We start from the raw sequence: 19,985 nt of genomic DNA on the forward strand, positions 1-19,985 counted from the left end.
AAACAAAGTAGTATGATCAAAATTAAAAAGCTTTCTAAAATTTTTAGAACCGAAGAAGTAGAAACAAAAGCTTTAAGTGAAATTTCATTAACCGTAAACGAAGGCGATTTTGTATCGATCATGGGGCCATCAGGAAGTGGAAAATCGACTTTATTGAATATTATCGGTTTATTAGACAGTGCTTCCGGTGGAAGTTACGAACTGGTAGGACAGGAAATGATTGGTTTGAAAGAAAATTTAAAATCAAAAGCGAGAAAAGAGAACATCGGATTCATTTTTCAGAATTTTAACTTAATTGATGAATTATCGGTTTTTGATAATATTGAATTGCCGCTGATTTACAATAAGGTGCCATCATCTGAAAGAAAGAAAAAAGTACAGGAAATGGCTACCATATTAGGTATTTCGCATCGTTTGAAACATTATCCGCAACAGCTTTCAGGAGGGCAGCAGCAGCGTGTAGCCGTTGCCAGGGCTTTAATCAATGATCCGAAAATTATTCTTGCCGATGAACCTACAGGAAATCTGGACAGTAAAAATGGTAATGAGGTAATGGAATTGTTGACGGATCTTCATGCGGGAGGTGCAACAATTCTAATGGTTACACATTCGGATTATGATGCTTCGTTTTCGCAAAGAACTATTGTGATGAAAGATGGAGCTATTCTTTCGGAAAAAATGAATCATAGAAATGTAGATGTATTAGTAAACCATTCAACAAATTAAATCATGCTAAAGAACTGGATCAACATATTTATTTACCACATTAAAAACAATAAGGTTTTTACAGCTTTAAATGTTTTGGGTTTGAGTATTGGAATTGCAGGATTAATTTTTGCCATTTTGTACTGGAATGAGGAACAATCCTACGATCAATGGAACCCTAATAAAGACAAGATTTTTTTAGTAGCCAATAAAATGAATGCTACAACCTATTGGTCTTCAAGTTCGGCACCTGTAGGGGCAGCGCTAAAAGCTATAAGTCCTGAAGTCGAATCTTTTTGTTATTTGAACGGAGGTTATGATAATGACATTCTATATTTTAAGGACAAAAAAGTACAATCTGACAAGATTACCATTGCCCAGGGAAACTTCTTTGATTATTTTCCGTATGAATTTACTGAGGGCAGTCGAAAGGGGGCTTTACCGGATGTAAACAGTATTTGTTTATCGCAGGATTTGGCGTTTAAGCTTTTTGGAAATGAAACTGCTGTAGGTAAAAAAGTAGTTTTACAGAAGAAAGTTTTGATGGTACGAGGTGTTTATAAGTTAGATAAAAAATCAGCCTATAATCCTTCTTGTGTGGTTAATTTTATGGACCAGCGGATTAATGCAAACATTCAGTTTTGGGGAAACTTTCAGTATGTTTTACTGCTGAAACTGAAAAATCAGGAGGATGAGAAACCAGTAGCAAAGAATCTCCAAAAAGTATACTTTGAAAACTTAACAGTCCGATTTGCACAGGAGCAGGGAATTACTCCTCAAGAGCTAATTCGCAAATATGGTGAAGTAAAACCAATTTTAGAGTCTCTGGCTTCCGTTCGTCTGCATACCAAAGCCGGTGGTATGGCAGAATCAAAAGGGAATTTTCAATTTTTACTTATTATGGTGGGGTTATCGGTTTTAATCCTGTTGTTATCGATTGTAAATTATGTTAATTCGGCTACGGCAAATGCGGTAAAAAGAGCTAAGGAAGTTGGAGTTCGGAAAATTATTGGTGCTTCAAAATATGGTATAATCCAACAGTTTGTTTTTGAAACGGCGCTCATTACGTTGTTTGCCATTTTAGTGTCATTGGTTATTGTCGAAATTTCGTTACCGTATTACAATGCTTTTTTAGAAAAATCACTGGTATTACAAAGCAGTCAGTTTTACCTGCAGCTGGTGGCTATATTTTTTATAACGGTTGTACTGGCGGGTATACTACCGGCGGTTTATGTTTCTAATTTTGAACCGCTAAAGGTTTTGAAAGGAAACTTTGGCCGAAGTAAAAACGGTATTTGGCTTCGTAACGGGATGTTGATTTTTCAATTTAGTGTGGCCGCTTTTTTCATTATCGGATCTTATATTGTTTACCAGCAAATAGAACATATGAACTCTAAAGAGTTAGGTTTTAATGGAAAACAAATTCTGAACATTTCGTATAAGAATATCTATGGAGAGAAAATCAGCAACAAAGAGCGATTGGACCGATATAATAGCATCAGGAATCAGTTGCTTCATATCAAGGGGGTTAAAGAAGTTTCCGGTGGCGGTTTTGTCTTAGGATATGGCCCAAAATCGACCATCACTTATCAATATAAAGACAAAAGTATAGATGGAAATAATATACCAATTGACTTCGGATTATTGGAAATGTTGAAAATTAAAATAGTTAAAGGACGCTATTTAGATCCCAAATTTGCTCAGGATACCGTCAGTTCAATGTTGATTAATGAGACTGCACTCAAGTTATTGAACGAAAAAGATCCGATAGGGAAAAAGTTAAACTGGAATGGTCAGGATGCCATTATTGTGGGAGTGGTAAAAGATTTTAATCTGATGGATCCGGGTCAGGCTATTCCTCCCATGTCCTTTTTTCATTTTAAGACAGTGCCTTGGTTTACTGAACTTTTGAATAATATTTATATTACTGTGGATGCTAAAAACATGCAGCAGACTTTGACTGATATTGAAAATCTTTGGGTTAAAAAAGTAGATACGGAATATCCATTCTCGTATGATTTTGTCGATAAAGGATACAAAAGATCTTATAGCAATTATGTAAGGCAAAAAAAATCTATTTTCGTTATTAAATGTCATTGTCATTGTAATTGCGCTTTTTGGATTGTTTGCACTGGCTTCGTACTCTATTGAACGACGCATGAAAGAAATCGCGATTCGAAAAACTCTGGGTGCCGAGACAAATGTTCTATTAAAAGAACTTTGCAAGCAGTATTTGGTTTTCAGTATTATAGGCTTTTTAATGGCTTTATTTCCGGCTTATTACCTACTTAACAAATGGTTAGAAAATTTCTCGTACCGCATTACAATATCGGTTTATCCATTTTTAATTGGATTTATCGCCTTATTGCTGCTAACACTAGCAGTGGTGCTTTCAAGAGCTTATCAGGCCACTAAAATAGATGTTTTGAAATACTTGAAATACGAATAAATCATAAAAAGTAAAGCCTTCAAAGTGAGAACATTTTGGAGGCTTTTTTAATGGCAGAAAACTGAAAAAAGAACTATATTTGAAATAACAAGATTCTATTGATTAAAAAAAGAGTACGTTTTTAAATTTTTCAGGCTATATTTTATGAAGATGTTTTTCCTTAAATCGATACTGTTTATATTTTGTCTGACTTTATTTTCCTGTGAAAGTAAAAAGCAAAATCCGGCCGCCAAAGCTTATGAAGCTGGTGTAATTTTATCTTTTGATGATGCCTATGTAGACGAATGGTCCGAAGCCGATCAGGCTTTGAGAAAATACTCCTGGAAAGCTACTTTTAATGTTTGCCGTATTGATTCGATTGGGAAACCGCAAATCGAAAAACTTCTTGAAATGCAAAAATACGGACATGAAATAGCCGGACATGGCTATCATCATTATAATGCCGTTAAATTTGTCAATAAAAATGGAATGGATGCTTACATTGATCAGGAAATTACCCCTATGATCGCTTCCATGAAAAAACATTCTTTTAAAATGACCAGCTTTGCTTATCCGTACGGATTAAGATCCGATGCATTGGATAAAGCGTTATCTCCCAAATTTAAAATTATAAGAGGAAGAGCCTTTGGAGGAGAACTTCCGGAAAAACAGGATAGTTATTTTAACAATTCTAAAATTGTATTTGCCTTTGATATCGACAATAGCCATATTCATTTCAGTATTCCGTATCTTCTCGAATTATTGCACTATGCGAAGAAAAACAATAAAATTCTAATTTTATGCGGACATAAACCCGTTAGAAATGTTACCGAAAATTATCAGACGAAAATAGAAACTTTAGAATTTATCTGCCGGTATATGAAGTTAAACGATCTCAAGTTTTATACCTTATCGGACTTAGACGGTTTGCTCGAGCACAAATAAACGATTCTTTAACGTTAAATAACAATAATTTTTACTGAAACGGAAAGATTCGGATCGGATCTTTTTTCAGTAGGAATTACATGTTTTTCACTCAGATCAATCTTTAAAATGAAGAGAAGGTTTTTCATGAGAATTTCTGATTTTTTTTTCGAAATGAGAAGGTGAATGGTTAGAAATCAGTGCTTTGGTGTACGTGTTTGTGGTGTTCTACAAGCTTCCGATCAAACGATTTCGTAAATAATCAGACATATTTTTCCAAAAACTGTATCTTTGTATCATGAAAATTGTAGAATTAATTATTAGTAAAAATGTAGAACAAGTTCTACAGGTTGTTATAAAATGTTCTACAGTCGATTTAATTTCAGCATACTATTTTTGCTACTTATTAAGAAAATAGAAACAATTATATATTTAAAAAATAGAATAAAGTAAGTTTTTTGTATTAAACACATTTATTCTGAAAAAAAAGATCCCCCAAATCTCTTTTAAATATCTGTTGTGTTATGGTTGCTACTGATAGAGAAGTATTCTGGCTTTGTTGTTTTTTAAACAAAGAAAGAGTAACTTAGAGCAATATGATCTGTTATCAGTATTAAAATTGAATTAGTGTTTGCTAATTTTAGCTATAGAACAATATTTATTCAAAATGTAGTACATCATTCAGGATGTTCTTTCGATACCTAATTAAAAAAGTGGCATGAGTTATTGATTTGATTCTTTGACTCATTATTTTATTTATCATTTTAAAATATAAATTTTGATTAGAAAACATTCCTTAAATAGTACTTTTAGTTTTTTTAAACTAAAGTTCAAACACAGAAAGATAATTCACTACACTTTAATAGCCTGTGTTATTCTTTTACAAATAATTGCAATAGTTATTTGGTACAACGAATCGTCTAATGAATCAGAAATGTCGAAGACTTTAAACTCGATGGATTCATTGAACAGAATAACGAATTTTACCAGCGGTATTAATAATTCATTTGTCAGTTCTCAAAAGAGTTTTAACAATTATACCTATTATAAAGACAAAGAATCACTAAATAAGTACACCGCTTCCTTAAATGAGATCAGCCGATTGATTGACAGCTTAACCTTGATTACAAAAGATAATAAGGAGTTCATGAGGATTCTGAAAGAAAAGAATCAGTCTGAGAATTCTGTCGAATCGATAAAATTAAGTATCGATTCTATTATCGAGTCACAAATCAATCCGGACAAGACTACTTTGTCTAAACCTTTTAAACTGAACAAATTCGCGTATAAGAAGATTTTAGACAGTATCAAAACTGACTCCTATATAAAAGTAGATAGCGTGTCTAAAAAAGGGTTGTTTTCAAGATTAGGAGCTGCTTTGGCCGGAAAAGTGGATGTGCAGAAAGAGCAGTTGAAGATTACGGTTACAATGAAATATGATAATAAAGTAGTAACCGGAAGCATTGAAGAACAATTTGCTAACCTGTTTAATACGACTAATAAATTTTACGAAGAACAGTTTAAGAATCTAAAGAGATCATTTGCCAATTTAAAAGATCAGGATGCTAAACTAAAAGAGTTTAATAACGAATTACTGAACTTAGAGGCGGAGATTATGCCGAATTACAACAATTCGTTGAAATTGCTTCAGGATAATACTCAAAAGCAATTGCAAAAGCAATACGATTCAAATAAAATTGCAAGAAGTTATACCATTGCGATTTTGATCTTAATGATGTTTATCGTTTCGCTTGTACTTTTTGGCTTCACAAGACTGGCTTTTCAATATTAAAAAAGACTGACTATCGCTCAGATGCAGATCCGAGAAAACCTAAGTTTTAAGAACAGAATAATGGGAATGATCAGTCATGAAATCAGATCTCCTTTAAGCATCATTTCAATTTATAGTAAAATGATAAGTGCATCAATAAAGGATGCTGAAATAAAAGATACTTTTAAATCAATTCAGTTTACTACAAACTCATTACTTCTTTTGGCCAATCAGATTCTGGAGTATTCGAAAGATGGAAATTATGAGCCCAAATTAAACAATAAGAAATTCCTGCTTAAGGAAGAAATTCATCAGATTGTTAATTCGATGGCTTCATTGGTTGAAAGTAAAGGAAACAAGATTGAAGTGAATTCTAATCTGATTTCAAATCTTGAAGTGAATTCCGATGCAGCAAAAATTCATCAGCTTTTTTATAACATTATTGGTAATGCGAATAAGTTTACCGAAAATGGATTGATAAAAATTGCGATGGATCTCGAGAAGACCTCTGATAAGCAAGTAAATTTAAAAATAGAAATTGAAGACAGTGGAATAGGAATTGCCAAGAATGACCTGAAAAACATATTCGAACTTTATTATCAGGGTACCGTTTCAGGAAAAGTAAATGATCTTGGCGTAGGTTTGGGGCTCAATTTGTGTAAAGAAATTGTAGAATTGTTTGATGGGAAAATAGATGTTCAAAGCGAAGAAGGCAAAGGGACAACGATTATTTTCAACCTCTTCATAAGTTTAGTTTAAAATAAGACCAAATTAATATACTTTTTGTATATTGACAGTAAAAAGGCAATTAGTTAGAGAAAAGCGCTGAAACAACCCTAAATTAGGTAAATGAAAATGAAATCCCCATCCAATAACTATAGCTTTTTAGTAGCTGATGACCATAGTGTGGTTCGACAAGGCGTTTCTTTGATGATAAAAGAGTTATTTTCGAATGCTTTAATTCATAAAGCCGGAAATTTTAAGGATACCCTTACTATTTTAAAAGAACAGAGTATAGATTTATTAATCTTAGATGTGAATTTTCCTGATGGAAACAGTATCAGCATCATAACAGAGATTAAATCCATCCAGCCCGAAGTGAAAATACTGATCTTCTCAGCTTATGATGAGAATATCTATGCAATGCGTTATCTGAATGCCGGAGCATCCGGATACCTGAACAAAGAAACTTCGGAGGAAGAAATGAAAAACGCAATCAGTTCGATGATTTTGTCCGGAAAGTATATTACGCAGAATCTTAAAGACAGGATTCTGGACTCTTATATTTCAAAAAAACCAACAAACCCATTAGATGTATTGTCCAACAGAGAAATCGAAGTGGCACAGCTTTTAATTAAAGGCTACGGCAATCTCGAAATAATTGAACATCTGAACATTAAAAAAACAACAGTAAGCACCTATAAAAACAGGATTTTTGAAAAGCTGGAAATTGATAATCTGGCCGATTTGATCAAAGTTTTTCAGTTGTATGCGGATTGATAAACAACGTACTTCAAACCTATTTTAAAAAACAGGACTTTTTAAGTGCCTGTTTTTTTTTGTGATTCATATTTTTTTTGTGATGTTTTTTCTGTAGAAATAATTCTACAACAAGACGTTCCATGTTCTATAACGTATTGATTTTATTGCATGTATTTTTGTTTTGTCAGGAAGACGCAGTTGCTGGAACTTTATAAATAAGATGGATTTGTAGCAGAATGGATTATTTTTTTTCAGCATCTAGCTTCCTGTATTAAAAGATACTCTTTTGTTGTTACGGACGGCTTTTTTTGTTTTTGTTTTTTGGGTTATAAAAATCAGGTCAATTTTTATTTTTTTAGAAGATCGCCGTCTGATCAACAAATAGTGCTTTTATAATCTAATGCAAATTTTAGTGCTAAAGAAAACTACAGTTAATAGAAAGGGAATGTATAAAAGTAAGACTATGGAATTCGATTTTTATAATACAAAGAAGAAGGCAAATGTGAATGTTTTTAAATCTAAAGCATTTGATGAGGTTCATGACGCTCTTTTCGTATTTACGATTTCGGCAGATAACGATTATGAAATGCCATTTATAAATGACGCTACTTATGAAATGTTTGAAGTTTTATCCAATACCATGTTTACTAATACCGTACTTTCTATATACGATCGAATTCATCAGGATGATAAAAAAAGAGTGAAAAATTCTTTATTCGACGCTATTAAAAAAAGGAGAAAATGGAGTGTTGTGTTCAGGGCAGAATTACCTTTCAACGGATTAAGTTGGTTTAAGGTGACCTCAAAAAGAATAGTCAATAAAGACGGAAGTACGGAATTTTATGGTCGTATAACAGATATTACCGAATTAAAGGAGCAGGAGTTAAAACTCAGAAGAACGGAAGAACGTTTTAGGTTTATGCTGATGACTTCAAACGAAGGCATTTGGGATTGGGATCTAACCAGTGATCGAATTTATTATTCGCCGCAAGCCTTAAATATATTGGAATTAAAAGCTTCTGATATTTCTTACACTTGCGAGGGATGGAAGAAAATGATACATCCGGAGGATGTTGAGGACTGTCAAAAGGCATTTAACTATCATTTTGATAACAGAACTCCTTTTTACGAAAATTTTCAACGTGTATTAACCTCAAATAAAAAATACAAATGGATTCTCAGTAAAGGAATGGTGACCGAGCGTGATCTTGAAGGAAAACCATTAAAAGTAATAGGAACTTACAGCAATGTTTCTTTTCAAAAAGAGAAAGAGCTTGAGTTAAGAAGAGAAATGGAAGTGTATAAAGAAAAGAACAACAGATTGTTGAATTTTTCGCACATCGTTTCTCATAACCTAAACTCGCACGCAGGTAATTTTAAAGTTCTTTTGGACTTGATCGATTCAGAAGAAGGTTTTGATGAAAAAGTTGAAACATTAAAATACCTGCGTGCGGTTTCCGGAGATCTTAGTAAAACAATTGAAGATCTGTCGCAAATTGTAAATGTTCAAAACAATGCCGAAATTAATATCGAGGCGCTGAATTTAAACAGTTATTTAAACAGGGTACTCAACATTGTTAATGCCTATAACAACAAGAATAATGTTACGATAATCAACAACGTTTCCCCTGAAGCAGTGGTTCATTTTAATCCGGCATATCTTGAAAGTGTATTGCAAAATCTAAGTAGCAATGCTATAAAATATGCAGATCCTAAAAAACCACTGATCGTTGAATTTAATTTTTTCATAGAAAATGGAAGAAAAGTATTCACCATAAAAGACAATGGTTTGGGAATTGATCTTAAAAAACACGGAGATTTAATTTTTGGAATGTATAAAACATTTCACAAACACGAAAAAGCAAACGGTTTGGGCTTATACATTACAAAAAATCAGATCGAATCTATGAATGGAAACATTACAGTAGAAAGTCAGGTAGGAGAGGGGACAACTTTTAAAGTCTTTTTTAAAGATTAAAGGTGCTGCGTTCAGCATTATAAATAGAATTTCAGATTACATAAATAATTATTTTTAGAATGGAAAAATTTATCGTTATTAAAAAAGCCAATGGAGAATTTCAATTCGAATTTGTAAATAAAAATGGTGAAATTATTTTAAGCAGTGGCGATTATACCCGAAAATTCATGTGTATGAAAGGGATTGAATCAGTAAAAGTTAATTCACAGGACAACACAAAATTCTTCCGGAAAACAAATTCAAAAGATGAAAGATATTTTAATCTTAAAGCTTTTAACGGAAAGATTATCGGAACAAGTAAAATATTTAAAGACAGAGATTCCCGCGATGAAGGAATACTGGAATTTAGAAAATATGCACCACACGCTATTGTAGAAGATCACTCTAATACAGTATTGGCTGAGAGTGCAGCATTTTAGAGTTATTCAATAAAACCGTCTGCCATTCGGTTTGATTTTATAAAACAATGAACTTTTGTCGTTTTCCGGATTGTAATAACGGAATCGTTTTTTAGATAATTTAATTGGTATATTACACACCTAAGACCGCTTTTGCGGTCTTTTTTGTTTTTAATAAACTCAAGTTATAAATTAAAAACCTAAAAAAGAATCAGTTGTAAAGTTGGTAATTAAACAAAAAGTTTAGATAATCTAACCAGGAAGATATCTGGTCAGATTTGCTCTGAAAGAGTTTTAGCATTAACATGATGTGCAGCACTATGAATGATAATGGCAATTATAGGTTACGCCCTGAAAGGGCAAAAGCCTGATCGAAAAGGAAGGCATCCACATATTTTGTATAAGATTCTTTAAGAATGCGAGCGTTTTTTTTGAATTTGTTGGGGATGAAAATTGCTTTTGCCCCTTCAGGGCAATTCTGTATCTTGATCTAATACATAGTGCTTTGCACTATGCTGTTGCTTTTCAGGCTTTCAGCCCTTTTTTCCGCAGCTTCTGTTCTTGATCTGCTATAAGCTGAAAAACATTTGCGTCTTTGTTACTTGTCCGTTTTATTTTATTACTTTTTTTATTGTTTTTTGGTAAAAAAAAAGATTAATATTTTACAAATAGTAAAAAAAATAACTTTCCAGGGAAGTTACGCTTAATCAATACTTAACTTATGCTCCGTGCAGTATTTTATCTGCTACTTTCCTTGAATTTCCTCACTTTAAAGATGTAAATCAAGCACTATTCTGTCAATATTTCAAGGATTATAAAACTATTTTTTTACAAATACTTAACAAATTGGACCTCTCAATTTTCTTTTCTTTAACAATTAGATAATTTTTGATTATTTACTATTTATAAAAATCATTGTTTATTTGCTTGTATAAATTTAATATTTGTAAACAAATTAACCATGAAAACAATTTACAAGGCAATTTTAATTTTTTCGGTTGCACTTTTTACTCAAAACATGACCGCCCAAAAGGCAACAATAAGCGGAACGATTACCGATGCGCAGTCCCCACTTCCGGGCGCAACCATTGTACTGTCTAATAATCAAAAAGCAACAACTGATTTTAGTGGTTATTTTACAATTCAGGATGTAGGATCGGGCAGCTTTGAATTACAGATCTCCTATATAGGATATGAGGTAAAGAATATAAAAATTGATATTAAAGACAATCAACAGTTAAAGTTAGGAATCATTCAACTGCAAAGCAATTCCAAAGAACTGAATGAAGTTGTCGTGAGCGGAATGGCTCAAAGAAATAGTGAAGCGAGAGCATTGAACATGCAGAAAAAATCAATGAGTATTGTAAATGTAATTGCTGCCGACGGGATTGGAAAACTACCGGATCGTAATGCTGCCGAAACCGTACAGCGTATGCCGGGAGTTTCAATAGAGCGTGATCAGGGTGAAGGACGTTTCGTATCGGTGAGAGGATTACCGCCATTTTGGTCGTCGACTACAATTAACGGAAACAGAATTCCAACTGCAGAAGAAGAAACGACTTCGAGAGCGACAGCATTTGATTTTTTCCCTTCAGATCTTATCGCCTATGTTGAAGCTACTAAAGCGCTTACACCCGACATGGATGGTGATGCGATTGGCGGAAGTGTCAATTTTACTACACAAACCGCTCCAACGAAAAGAACAATTAAAGCAAGTGTTTTTAGTGGATACAATCAAAAATCTGATAAAGGGATTTATAGTGGATCACTTACAATAGGGGACAAAAGTAAAAATGGAAAGTTTGGATACATTATCAATGGTACGTATTGGGATAGAAACTGGGCTACCGATAATTACGAGGCGAGAAGACAAGGTGATCAGGGCGTTTACAGATTGGAGTTGAGAGATTACACTGGAGTTAGAAAAACCACAGGTTTAAATGGTGCAATGGAGTTTAATCCTTCATCGAGAGATAAAATTTTTCTGAAAGTAACTTATGGCGGACTTACAGATGAAGAAACACATTACAAACACCGTATCCGATTTGATAAATTCAACGGTACAACAAATGCGTTAACGGTGGAACAGCAAGATATTCACAACCAATTAATGACACAATTTTTAGGTCTTGATTTGGGAGGGAAACATCAATTAGCGAACGGAAAATTAGACTGGAGTCTGGCTTCTTACCGAAACAGGTTTAAGTATGGCAACATCCCAAATGCAGAAGATAACAGTTACTTTTTAATTCAGTTTAACCAAACCGGAGTAGGTGTTAAACCCGAATATTTAAAAACAGTGCCGCTTGCCAACGGTGGAGCAGGAGGCCCAAGAGCGTATTGGGCTGCTGATGGCGGAATTATGGATCCAAGCAATCCAAAGTCCATATTTGATTTTTATTCCGATCCAAATTTCAAAACAGATCCAACAAAAATGAAGTTCTCTACTTTAGAACTTTACAAAATCAATATCGTAGAAAGAGATAATATTATTGCTGCAATCAACTACGAGCACAATTTTAATGAGAATCTTAAAATGAAGTTCGGAGCGAAAGTAACAGATAAAGATCGTATCGCCACTTTTAGAGACGAATACTACAGCTGGACGGGTTCTCCAACTCCTTATTTATCCAACTATGCTTCTGATTTAATTCTTCAACCGGGAGGTACAGATTACTTAAGGAAAGAAACAGGCACTTTGATTGGAAATAGTTTCGGTCCGGTTTTATCTCCGGACGGAATGACAAAATTATTCAATACCTCAAAAGCAAACCTGGTTTTAAATCCTGCTGATTCGCAGATTCCGGAACTGGGAAAAGGATTAGGAAGAAACTTTAATGTAGGGGAGACAACCTCTTCTGTTTATGCGATGTCTACCTATAATCTGTCTGATAAATGGACTGTTTTGGGAGGTCTGCGTGTAACCAATACCATAACACAGGTAACCGGTAAAACAGTAGAAAACAATGTGGTGGTAGATGCTGAGAATACTAAAACATATACGTCAGTGCTTCCAATGTTGCATGTAAAGTATACTCCGATTGAGAATTTGAACCTTCGTTTTGCCACAACCAGAACATTTGCAAGACCTAATTTTGGAGACATTTCACCGGCTGGTTCACTAAATACTATTGACGGAGAGTATGCAGGAGGAAATCCAAATTTGAACCCTACCTATTCCTGGAACTTTGATTTGTTAGGAGAGTATTTCCTTGACGAAGTGGGAATCATTAACGCCGGAGTATTCTACAAATCGATTACAGATCCAATATTTGACGATACTTATCAAGGGACCATTAACGGAATTCCTGATATAGAAATCAGTTCACCTGCTAATGGAGGAAATGCATGGATTGGTGGAGTTGAATTTGGAATTACCAAGAGATTCAGCTTCTTGCCGGGATTCCTGAAATATTTTGGAACTCAGATCAATGCAACTCTTATGGACTCTGAAATGACTTTAGGAAAAAATGCTAACAATCCTAACGGAAGAAAAGTATCAACACCTTATCAGGCAAAACAATTATACAATTTGCAACTGTTTTATGAGAGCGGCAAACTGAATGTGAGAGCTGCCTTCAACCACAAAGGGGCTTATGCCACAAGTTTTGATGCCAATGCTAAAAATACAGACATGAATGATATTTATTACGGTAAATACAACTCGCTTGATTTTTCTGCTTCCTATAAAATTGGAGATCATTTTACCATTTTCAGTGATGTAAATAATGTATTGAATGAGCCTTTGATGTACCATTTTGGAGAAACACCAAACCGCCCAAAACAGGTAGAATATTACGGAATGAAGTTTAACCTTGGTTTAAAATATAATTTATAAACAACTATAAGTTAACCCGTTGGATGTGCGCAGATTTTATTTTTACAGTTTATTTTTTTTTAATCTGCTGCAATCAACGGGTTTCTAAAACAACCGTACCTATTTCACATTGATCACAAACCCATCACGTTAAAACTTAAGAACTAATGTCTAAAAAAGCGTCTAATTTCAGGTTCATACTCAAAACGTCCATAGCGGCATTCGGCACTTATTTTTGTATGTACGCCTTTAGAAAACCTTTTACGGTCGCTACTTTCGATCAGTTGTCTTTTTGGGGAATAGATTATAAAATTCTGCTCATTTTAGCACAGGTTTTAGGCTATACTTTTTCTAAATTTTTAGGAATCAAAATCATATCCGAATTAAAGTCGGCCAGGAGAATTTTATACTTAATTAGTTTTATCGCCATTTCAGAACTAGCTTTGCTGGGCTTTGCTTTGGTACCGGCACCTTACAATATTCTATTTTTATTCATCAACGGATTGCCTTTGGGAATGATTTGGGGAATCGTTTTCTCTTATATCGAAGGCCGAAAGACAACTGAATTACTGGGGGTAATTTTATGCTCGAGTTTTATCGTTTCCTCAGGAGCGGCAAAATCTGTCGGAGTATTTGTTCTGAAGGTTTTGGGGTGCAATGAGTTTTGGATGCCTTTTGTTTCGGGATTACTTTTTATTGTTCCGCTAATCGTATTTTCATTGTTTTTGGAAAAAATCCCAAATCCGGATGACGAAGATCTAGTCATGAAATCCAAACGCAGACCTTTAGATAAAAAAGAACGGGCATCATTATTCCGACAATTTGCTTTTCCGTTGACCATACTGATCATTTTTTATGCCATGTTAACGGCAATGCGTGAATTCAGAGATAATTTTGCAAGAGAATTATGGGATTCTTTGGGATACAAAGAGAGTATTTCGATTTATATGTACTCCGAAATTCCGATTGCGATATCAGTTTTGGTCATTTTAGGATTTTTAGGAAGTATGAAAAACAACTACAAAGCCTTCAAAAATTATCATTTGGTATTGCTCCTGGGTTCTGTACTTATAGGGATCACAACTTTATTGTTTCAAAAGCACTTAATGTCGCCACTTCTTTGGATGATGATTTCCGGATTTGGAATGTACGTTTGCTACATTCCGTTCAACGGTTTGTTTTTTGACCGTATGATTGCCACTTATAAGATAGATGGAAATACCGGATTTTTAATTTATATCGCCGATGCTTTTGGTTACCTAGGAAGTGTATTGGTATTGTTTTTTAAAAATTTTGGCGACAAGAATATTTCGCTGTTAAGCTTTTTTACCACCTGCATTTATCTGCTCTCTTTTGTTGGGATCATCACTACCATCATGTCCTTTAACTATTTTAAAAGGAAGTTTAGAAAGACTGCTAAAATTCATGCGGCTATGAGTTATGAGTTATGAGATGTGAGTTATGAGATGCAAGATGCAAGATGTGAGATGTAAGATTTGAGATGCCGTGGGAAACCTGAAACCTGAAACCTGAAACTTGAAACTTAAAACTTGAAACCTGAAACCTGAAACAACAAACCATAAACCAAAAACAAATAAACAGTAAAACAAATAAAAACACAAACACAAACATGAAAGAGAAGTATGATTTAATAATTGTCGGGTCAGGAGTTTTGGGCACATTTCACGCTTACCATGCCCTGAAAAAAGGAATGTCGGTTGCCATTCTGGAAAAAAATAGTAAACCAGAAGGCGCGACCGTTAGAAATTTTGGACAGGTTGTACCGTCCGGAATGGATCTAAAATGGCAGAATTTTGGAAAAGAAAGTTTAAAGATTTATAAAGATATTCAATCGCAGTTTGACATTAGTATCCGTCAGAACGGAACTGTTTATCTAGCTTCAAATGAAGAAGAATTACAATTGATTGAAGAACTCCATCAGATTAATATTTCGAACGATTACGAATCTAATTTGCTGACTAAAGAGCAATGCCTGAATAAATATAACGGTTTACGTGCTGACTATTGTAAAGGAGGATTGTTTTTTCCGCAGGAAGTTACCGTTGAACCTGATACAATGATTCATAAATTGCACCAGTTTATGACAGCTAATCTTGGACTTGATTTGTTTATGAACACTACTGTCGTAGAAACCCAAGACTTAAACGATGAAGTAATAGCAAGAACTGCGGCAGGTGTAGTATATAAAGCTTCAAAAATTATTATTTGTAACGGAAGTGATTTCAAAATATTATATCCTGAGATTTACAACAACAGCGATCTGATTGTTTCTAAACTACAGATGCTGCAGACGAAACCTCAGAATAACTACAGATTAGACGGCTCTATTTTAACGGGATTGACCATCAGAAGATATGAATCGTTTGAAGAATGTAAATCGTATCAGACCATCAAAGCAAAAGAAAATCCGGATAGTTTTGAGAAGAAGTATGGCGTTCATATCCTGTTCAAGCAAGCCCTTGACGGCTCCGTGATTTTAGGAGATTCTCATGAGTATGCTCCCGCAAAAGATATTGATTCTTTGGGATTTGATCTGAATATGGATATCGATCATTTTATGATTGAAGAAGCCAAAAAGATAATCGATTTGCCTACTTATGAAATCCAGAACAGATGGTTTGGAATGTACTCACAATGCAAGACCAAAGATATTTTCGAATACACCGTTGACCAGAATATTCACATTATAACCGGAATAGGAGGAAAGGGCATGACGGGAAGTGCAGGATTTGCCAAACATAATATTGATACAATTTTTAATGCATAGGGATTGTAAGTTTTGAGTTATGAGTTATGGGAAATTATTAATCATAGTTTATAATCTACATTTATAGTGCTTTCTAGAGCAATAAACAATAGATTTTAGACCATCAACCATTAACCACCAACCAAAAACTATAAATTTTTTAAAATAAATACACAAAATGAAAATTAATGAAATTGAAATGGTTGTTTTTGATATGGCAGGAACAACAATTAATGAGCAAAATATAGTTTACAAAACATTGCATAAATCCATCAACAACTTCGGGATCGAGGTTTCTTTGGAATCGGTATTGTCATTAGGAGCAGGAAAAGAAAAACATCAGGCGATCCGGGATATTTTAGAATACAATAACATCACAGACGAGAATAAATCAGATGTAATATTCGAATATTTTAAAGAAACACTGGACAATGAATATCTTTCAGCTTCCGTTTTACCTATTGAAGGCGTTGAAAATGTTTTTGAAAATTTAAAAAAGGACGGTGTAAAAGTGGTACTAAACACTGGTTACAGCAGTCATGTTGCGAATACCTTATTAGAAAAGTTAAACTGGAAGGAAGGAAACCAATACGATGCCTTAATCACCGCCGATGATGTAGTGCTGGGACGTCCATTTCCGGATATGATATACAAAGCCATGCAATTATTTGCGATTACAGACGCTTCAAAAGTACTAAAAGCAGGAGATTCTGCGATAGATATTGAAGAAGGTAAAAATGCTAAATGCGGCGTAACAATAGGCGTTTTATCCGGCGCACAAACCAGACAGCAGCTTGAAGCAGCCCAGCCCGATTACATATTAAATTCGCTGGCATCGCTTTATAGTGTTATGAAGTGAGGTGTTTGATGTGAATAATGTTAGAAGCAAGAAGTTAGAAGCAAGAAGAAAGAAGTAACAATTAACAATTAACAATTATCAATTAACAATTAGTAAAAACAATATCCCTGCAGGAAAAGTTTCAAACAAGTAAATAAATAGTAACCATAAAACAATTCAACCCAATGAAAAAGATTTTTAGATTAAGTTACATTACAATTCTTGCAAGTGTGCTTTTAGTCACTTCCTGTACCAATGATTCAGCGCTTGTGAAAGACGAACAGGTAGTAAATGCTAAAACAAACTCTAAAACCGGCAAATCTGCTTTAAGCAGTGGCACCAGAAAATTGCTTATTATAGGAATCGACGGCTGTCGCGGGGATGCCCTAATGGGGGCCAATACTCCTAATGTTCATGGTTTATTACCGAATGCGGTTTACAGTTTAGATGCATTGACCGAAGCACCTACGTGGAGTGGAAACGGCTGGTCGACGATGCTTACCGGTGTGACCCATTTGAAACATGGCGTAACCGATAATTCATTCTCGAGTCCGAATTTTACCTCGTATCCTAGTTTTTTGAAAAGACTTGAAACGTATAATTCGGCTTTAAAAACTATGTCAATCGTGCATTGGGCACCGATCAATACCTACATTGTGGATGGGATTGATGTAGAGAAAACGTTCACTACCGATTTGGCTGTTAAAAATGAAGTGGTAGCAGCACTTACAAACGACAATCCGGATGCCTTGTTTTTGCACTTTGATGACGTGGATCATGCAGGACACAGTTACGGATTTTCGCTTAATGTGCCACAATATAAATCTTCAATCGAAACCACAGATGGTTACATAGGTGAAATTTTAACGGCTTTAAAGAGCAGACCTAATTACGCCAATGAAGACTGGCTGGTTGTGGTAGCGCCGGATCACGGAGGTATTGTTACAGGTTCCAGCGGATCTCATGGCGGAAGTTCTTACGAAGAACGAAACATCTTTACTATTTTCAACAATAAAAACTTTACTTCAACTAAAATCGAAAAACCGGTGGATCCCACTACAACGATAACGGGTAAGTTTGTCAATTTTAATTCCAATTCTATTTATGCTTCAACATCCAATGCACTTTACAATTTCGGAACTTCGAGTTTTACAGTGGAATGCCGAGTAAAAACATCAGGATATAGCAGTGATCCTTCGCTGGTTTCGAATAAAAACTGGGTGAGTGGAAAAAACCGTGGCTTTGTCATCTGTGCCAATACCGGAGGAACATGGAAGGTAAATATTGGGGACACTCAAAGTCGTGTGGATATTTCCGGTGGGACAATCAATGATGGGAAATGGCATCACTTGACACTTGTGGTAGACCGTACAGCCAAATTGGTTAAAACGTATCAGGACGGTGCTTTTGTGGGGCAGGCTGCTATTGGCGCCAGTTTTGGAAGTCTGACTTCCGGACTGCCTTTCGCGATAGGACAAGACGGAACGCTCACTTATGGTGCCAATGTAAACGGAAATATTGCTGAGGTACGTGTATGGAACAAAGCCTTATCGGAAGCTTCGATTTTAAATTATACCTGTTCTTCAGTTACTGCTTCACATCCGGATTACTCCAATCTTATTGGATATTGGAAAGGAGATAACGGATCAGGAAATAGTTTTACCGATTCAAGCGTTCAGCAGGTAAACCTTGCTTTTCCAAATACTCCAACATGGATAAGTAGTACAGCTGCCTTAAAATGTGGTACCGCAACAGGAGCAGTTCCAAAGATGGTAGATATCGCCTATTCTTCGCTACAATGGTTTGGTGTACCCATCAATACAAGCTGGTCATTAGACGGCCGTTCATGGCTTCCGACAGCGAACTAAAAAATTTGTGTTTTTTGTTTTTTAAAGGGTTATCTTCTTTTTTGAAGGTAGCCTTTTTGATTTTAACCGCAAAGAACGCTGATGATTTTAACCGCAAAGAGCGCAAAAGATGTTACGCAAGGTTCGCGAAGTCTTATTTATAAAGCTTTGCGGACTTTGCGTTTTTAAAAAGACTCAGCTTAAAAAAAACTTTGCGCTCTTTGCGGTTAAAATACGGTTAAATCTAACTATTACTCTCAGAATAAAAGTAGAGCACCAGCATTACACAGTTTTCTGTTGTTCGGTTTTGAGGCACGTGCGGATGCCTTCCGTTGAAACATAGTGAATCACCTTCATTGACAACCACTTCTGCATCATCTATAATATAAGTTACACTTCCTTTAATGATGTATTTGAACTCCCAGGCATCTGTAATTACTTTTTCGCGTTTACAGTTGGGTTCCACGTCAAGAATTACAGCTTCAAAACCAATAGAGTTAATGCTTTTACTGAAAATATGATAATAGTTAAAACCGGTAGTTTCAGCACGGTCCTCTTTTTCTATCTTTTGATAATCTTCTTTTTTAATATGAATGTACTTTGCATTCTTGGTATTTTCAACGCCTTCAAAAAAGTAACTCACATCCGTATTTAAGGATTGTATCAATTCAATTAGAACGGGTAGGGAAGGAATTGTTCTTCCGTTTTCAATTCTGGAAATCAAACCGTTGCTAACTCCGGCTCTGTTGGCTACTTCGTGTATGGTTAATGCATTTTTCTTCCTGATCTCTTTTAATCTCTTTCCAATACCAATTAAAAAATCTTCCATAATAAAAACTTCAGTTTAGTATGGTAAATATAATACAATTAGCGTGTGAGTTGCAAAAGCAGGGAAGCCTTTGCGTTAATTTTGCATTTTTTATAGTTTGGATCATGGCACATGGATGATACAGATTCGCTAGGTGAAGACGCGGATCTGCACGGATTTTTTTTGTTTTATCCGGGATAGGATTATTTTATCATGATTACG

General features: G+C 34.8%; 15 protein-coding genes. 14 read left to right on the forward strand and 1 reads right to left on the reverse strand.

From position 1 onward, the window contains the following. Positions 1-12 precede the first annotated feature (12 nt). From BHE19_RS18535 to BHE19_RS18595, 14 genes are all read left to right on the forward strand, one after another. Positions 13-726 carry an ABC transporter ATP-binding protein gene (locus tag BHE19_RS18535; RefSeq protein WP_070908320.1) on the forward strand — a complete coding sequence of 238 codons (714 nt, stop codon included), beginning with the start codon at positions 13-15 and terminating at the stop codon, positions 724-726. Between the two features lie 3 nt (positions 727-729). Next, entirely contained in the window at positions 730-2,856 is a 2,127-nt protein-coding gene (locus BHE19_RS18540) for an ABC transporter permease (RefSeq protein WP_317040069.1), read from the forward strand. After that, positions 2,828-3,154: an ABC transporter permease gene (locus BHE19_RS23050; protein WP_317040070.1), complete on the forward strand. Its 327-nt coding sequence runs from the start codon at positions 2,828-2,830 to the stop codon at positions 3,152-3,154. The genes BHE19_RS18540 and BHE19_RS23050 overlap by 29 nt, the downstream gene beginning before the upstream one ends. A 150-nt stretch (positions 3,155-3,304) precedes the next feature. After that, positions 3,305-4,078 (forward strand): polysaccharide deacetylase family protein, encoded by a 774-nt coding sequence (locus tag BHE19_RS18545; protein ID WP_233431397.1) that lies wholly within the window; start codon positions 3,305-3,307, stop codon positions 4,076-4,078. A gap of 913 nt (positions 4,079-4,991) precedes the next feature. Further along, on the forward strand, positions 4,992-5,849 hold the full coding sequence (locus BHE19_RS18550) for a hypothetical protein (RefSeq protein ID WP_123923391.1): 858 nt from the start codon (positions 4,992-4,994) through the stop codon (positions 5,847-5,849). Between the two features lie 60 nt (positions 5,850-5,909). Beyond that, positions 5,910-6,587, forward strand: a complete 678-nt coding sequence (locus BHE19_RS18555; RefSeq protein ID WP_165607935.1) for a sensor histidine kinase — start codon at positions 5,910-5,912, stop codon at positions 6,585-6,587. 90 nt (positions 6,588-6,677) lie between these two features. After that, positions 6,678-7,328 (forward strand): response regulator transcription factor, encoded by a 651-nt coding sequence (locus tag BHE19_RS18560; protein WP_026109902.1) that lies wholly within the window; start codon positions 6,678-6,680, stop codon positions 7,326-7,328. Positions 7,329-7,773: 445 nt separating this feature from the next. Continuing rightward, entirely contained in the window at positions 7,774-9,288 is a 1,515-nt protein-coding gene (locus BHE19_RS18565) for a sensor histidine kinase (protein ID WP_070908406.1), read from the forward strand. Positions 9,289-9,347: 59 nt separating this feature from the next. Further along, entirely contained in the window at positions 9,348-9,707 is a 360-nt protein-coding gene (locus tag BHE19_RS18570) for a YegP family protein (protein WP_017495681.1), read from the forward strand. Between the two features lie 940 nt (positions 9,708-10,647). Then, entirely contained in the window at positions 10,648-13,524 is a 2,877-nt protein-coding gene (locus BHE19_RS18575) for a TonB-dependent receptor (RefSeq protein WP_070908324.1), read from the forward strand. Between the two features lie 146 nt (positions 13,525-13,670). Beyond that, positions 13,671-14,954: a DUF5690 family protein gene (locus tag BHE19_RS18580; RefSeq protein WP_165607936.1), complete on the forward strand. Its 1,284-nt coding sequence runs from the start codon at positions 13,671-13,673 to the stop codon at positions 14,952-14,954. Between the two features lie 179 nt (positions 14,955-15,133). Beyond that, positions 15,134-16,291: a TIGR03364 family FAD-dependent oxidoreductase gene (locus BHE19_RS18585; protein ID WP_070908326.1), complete on the forward strand. Its 1,158-nt coding sequence runs from the start codon at positions 15,134-15,136 to the stop codon at positions 16,289-16,291. A gap of 157 nt (positions 16,292-16,448) precedes the next feature. After that, positions 16,449-17,129 (forward strand): phosphonatase-like hydrolase, encoded by a 681-nt coding sequence (locus tag BHE19_RS18590; RefSeq protein ID WP_070908327.1) that lies wholly within the window; start codon positions 16,449-16,451, stop codon positions 17,127-17,129. 164 nt (positions 17,130-17,293) lie between these two features. After that, positions 17,294-18,976, forward strand: a complete 1,683-nt coding sequence (locus BHE19_RS18595; RefSeq protein WP_070908328.1) for a DUF4983 domain-containing protein — start codon at positions 17,294-17,296, stop codon at positions 18,974-18,976. A 223-nt stretch (positions 18,977-19,199) separates the two neighbouring features. Here BHE19_RS18595 and BHE19_RS18600 read toward each other — a convergent pair whose 3' ends face one another. Further along, the gene (locus BHE19_RS18600; RefSeq protein WP_017495688.1) at positions 19,200-19,784 is read right to left on the reverse strand and encodes a helix-turn-helix domain-containing protein; all 585 of its coding nucleotides are present in this window, start codon (positions 19,782-19,784) and stop codon (positions 19,200-19,202) included. Positions 19,785-19,985 lie beyond the last annotated feature (201 nt).

Source organism: Flavobacterium tructae (assembly GCF_001853485.1).
In the GTDB taxonomy this organism is placed as follows: domain Bacteria; phylum Bacteroidota; class Bacteroidia; order Flavobacteriales; family Flavobacteriaceae; genus Flavobacterium; species Flavobacterium tructae.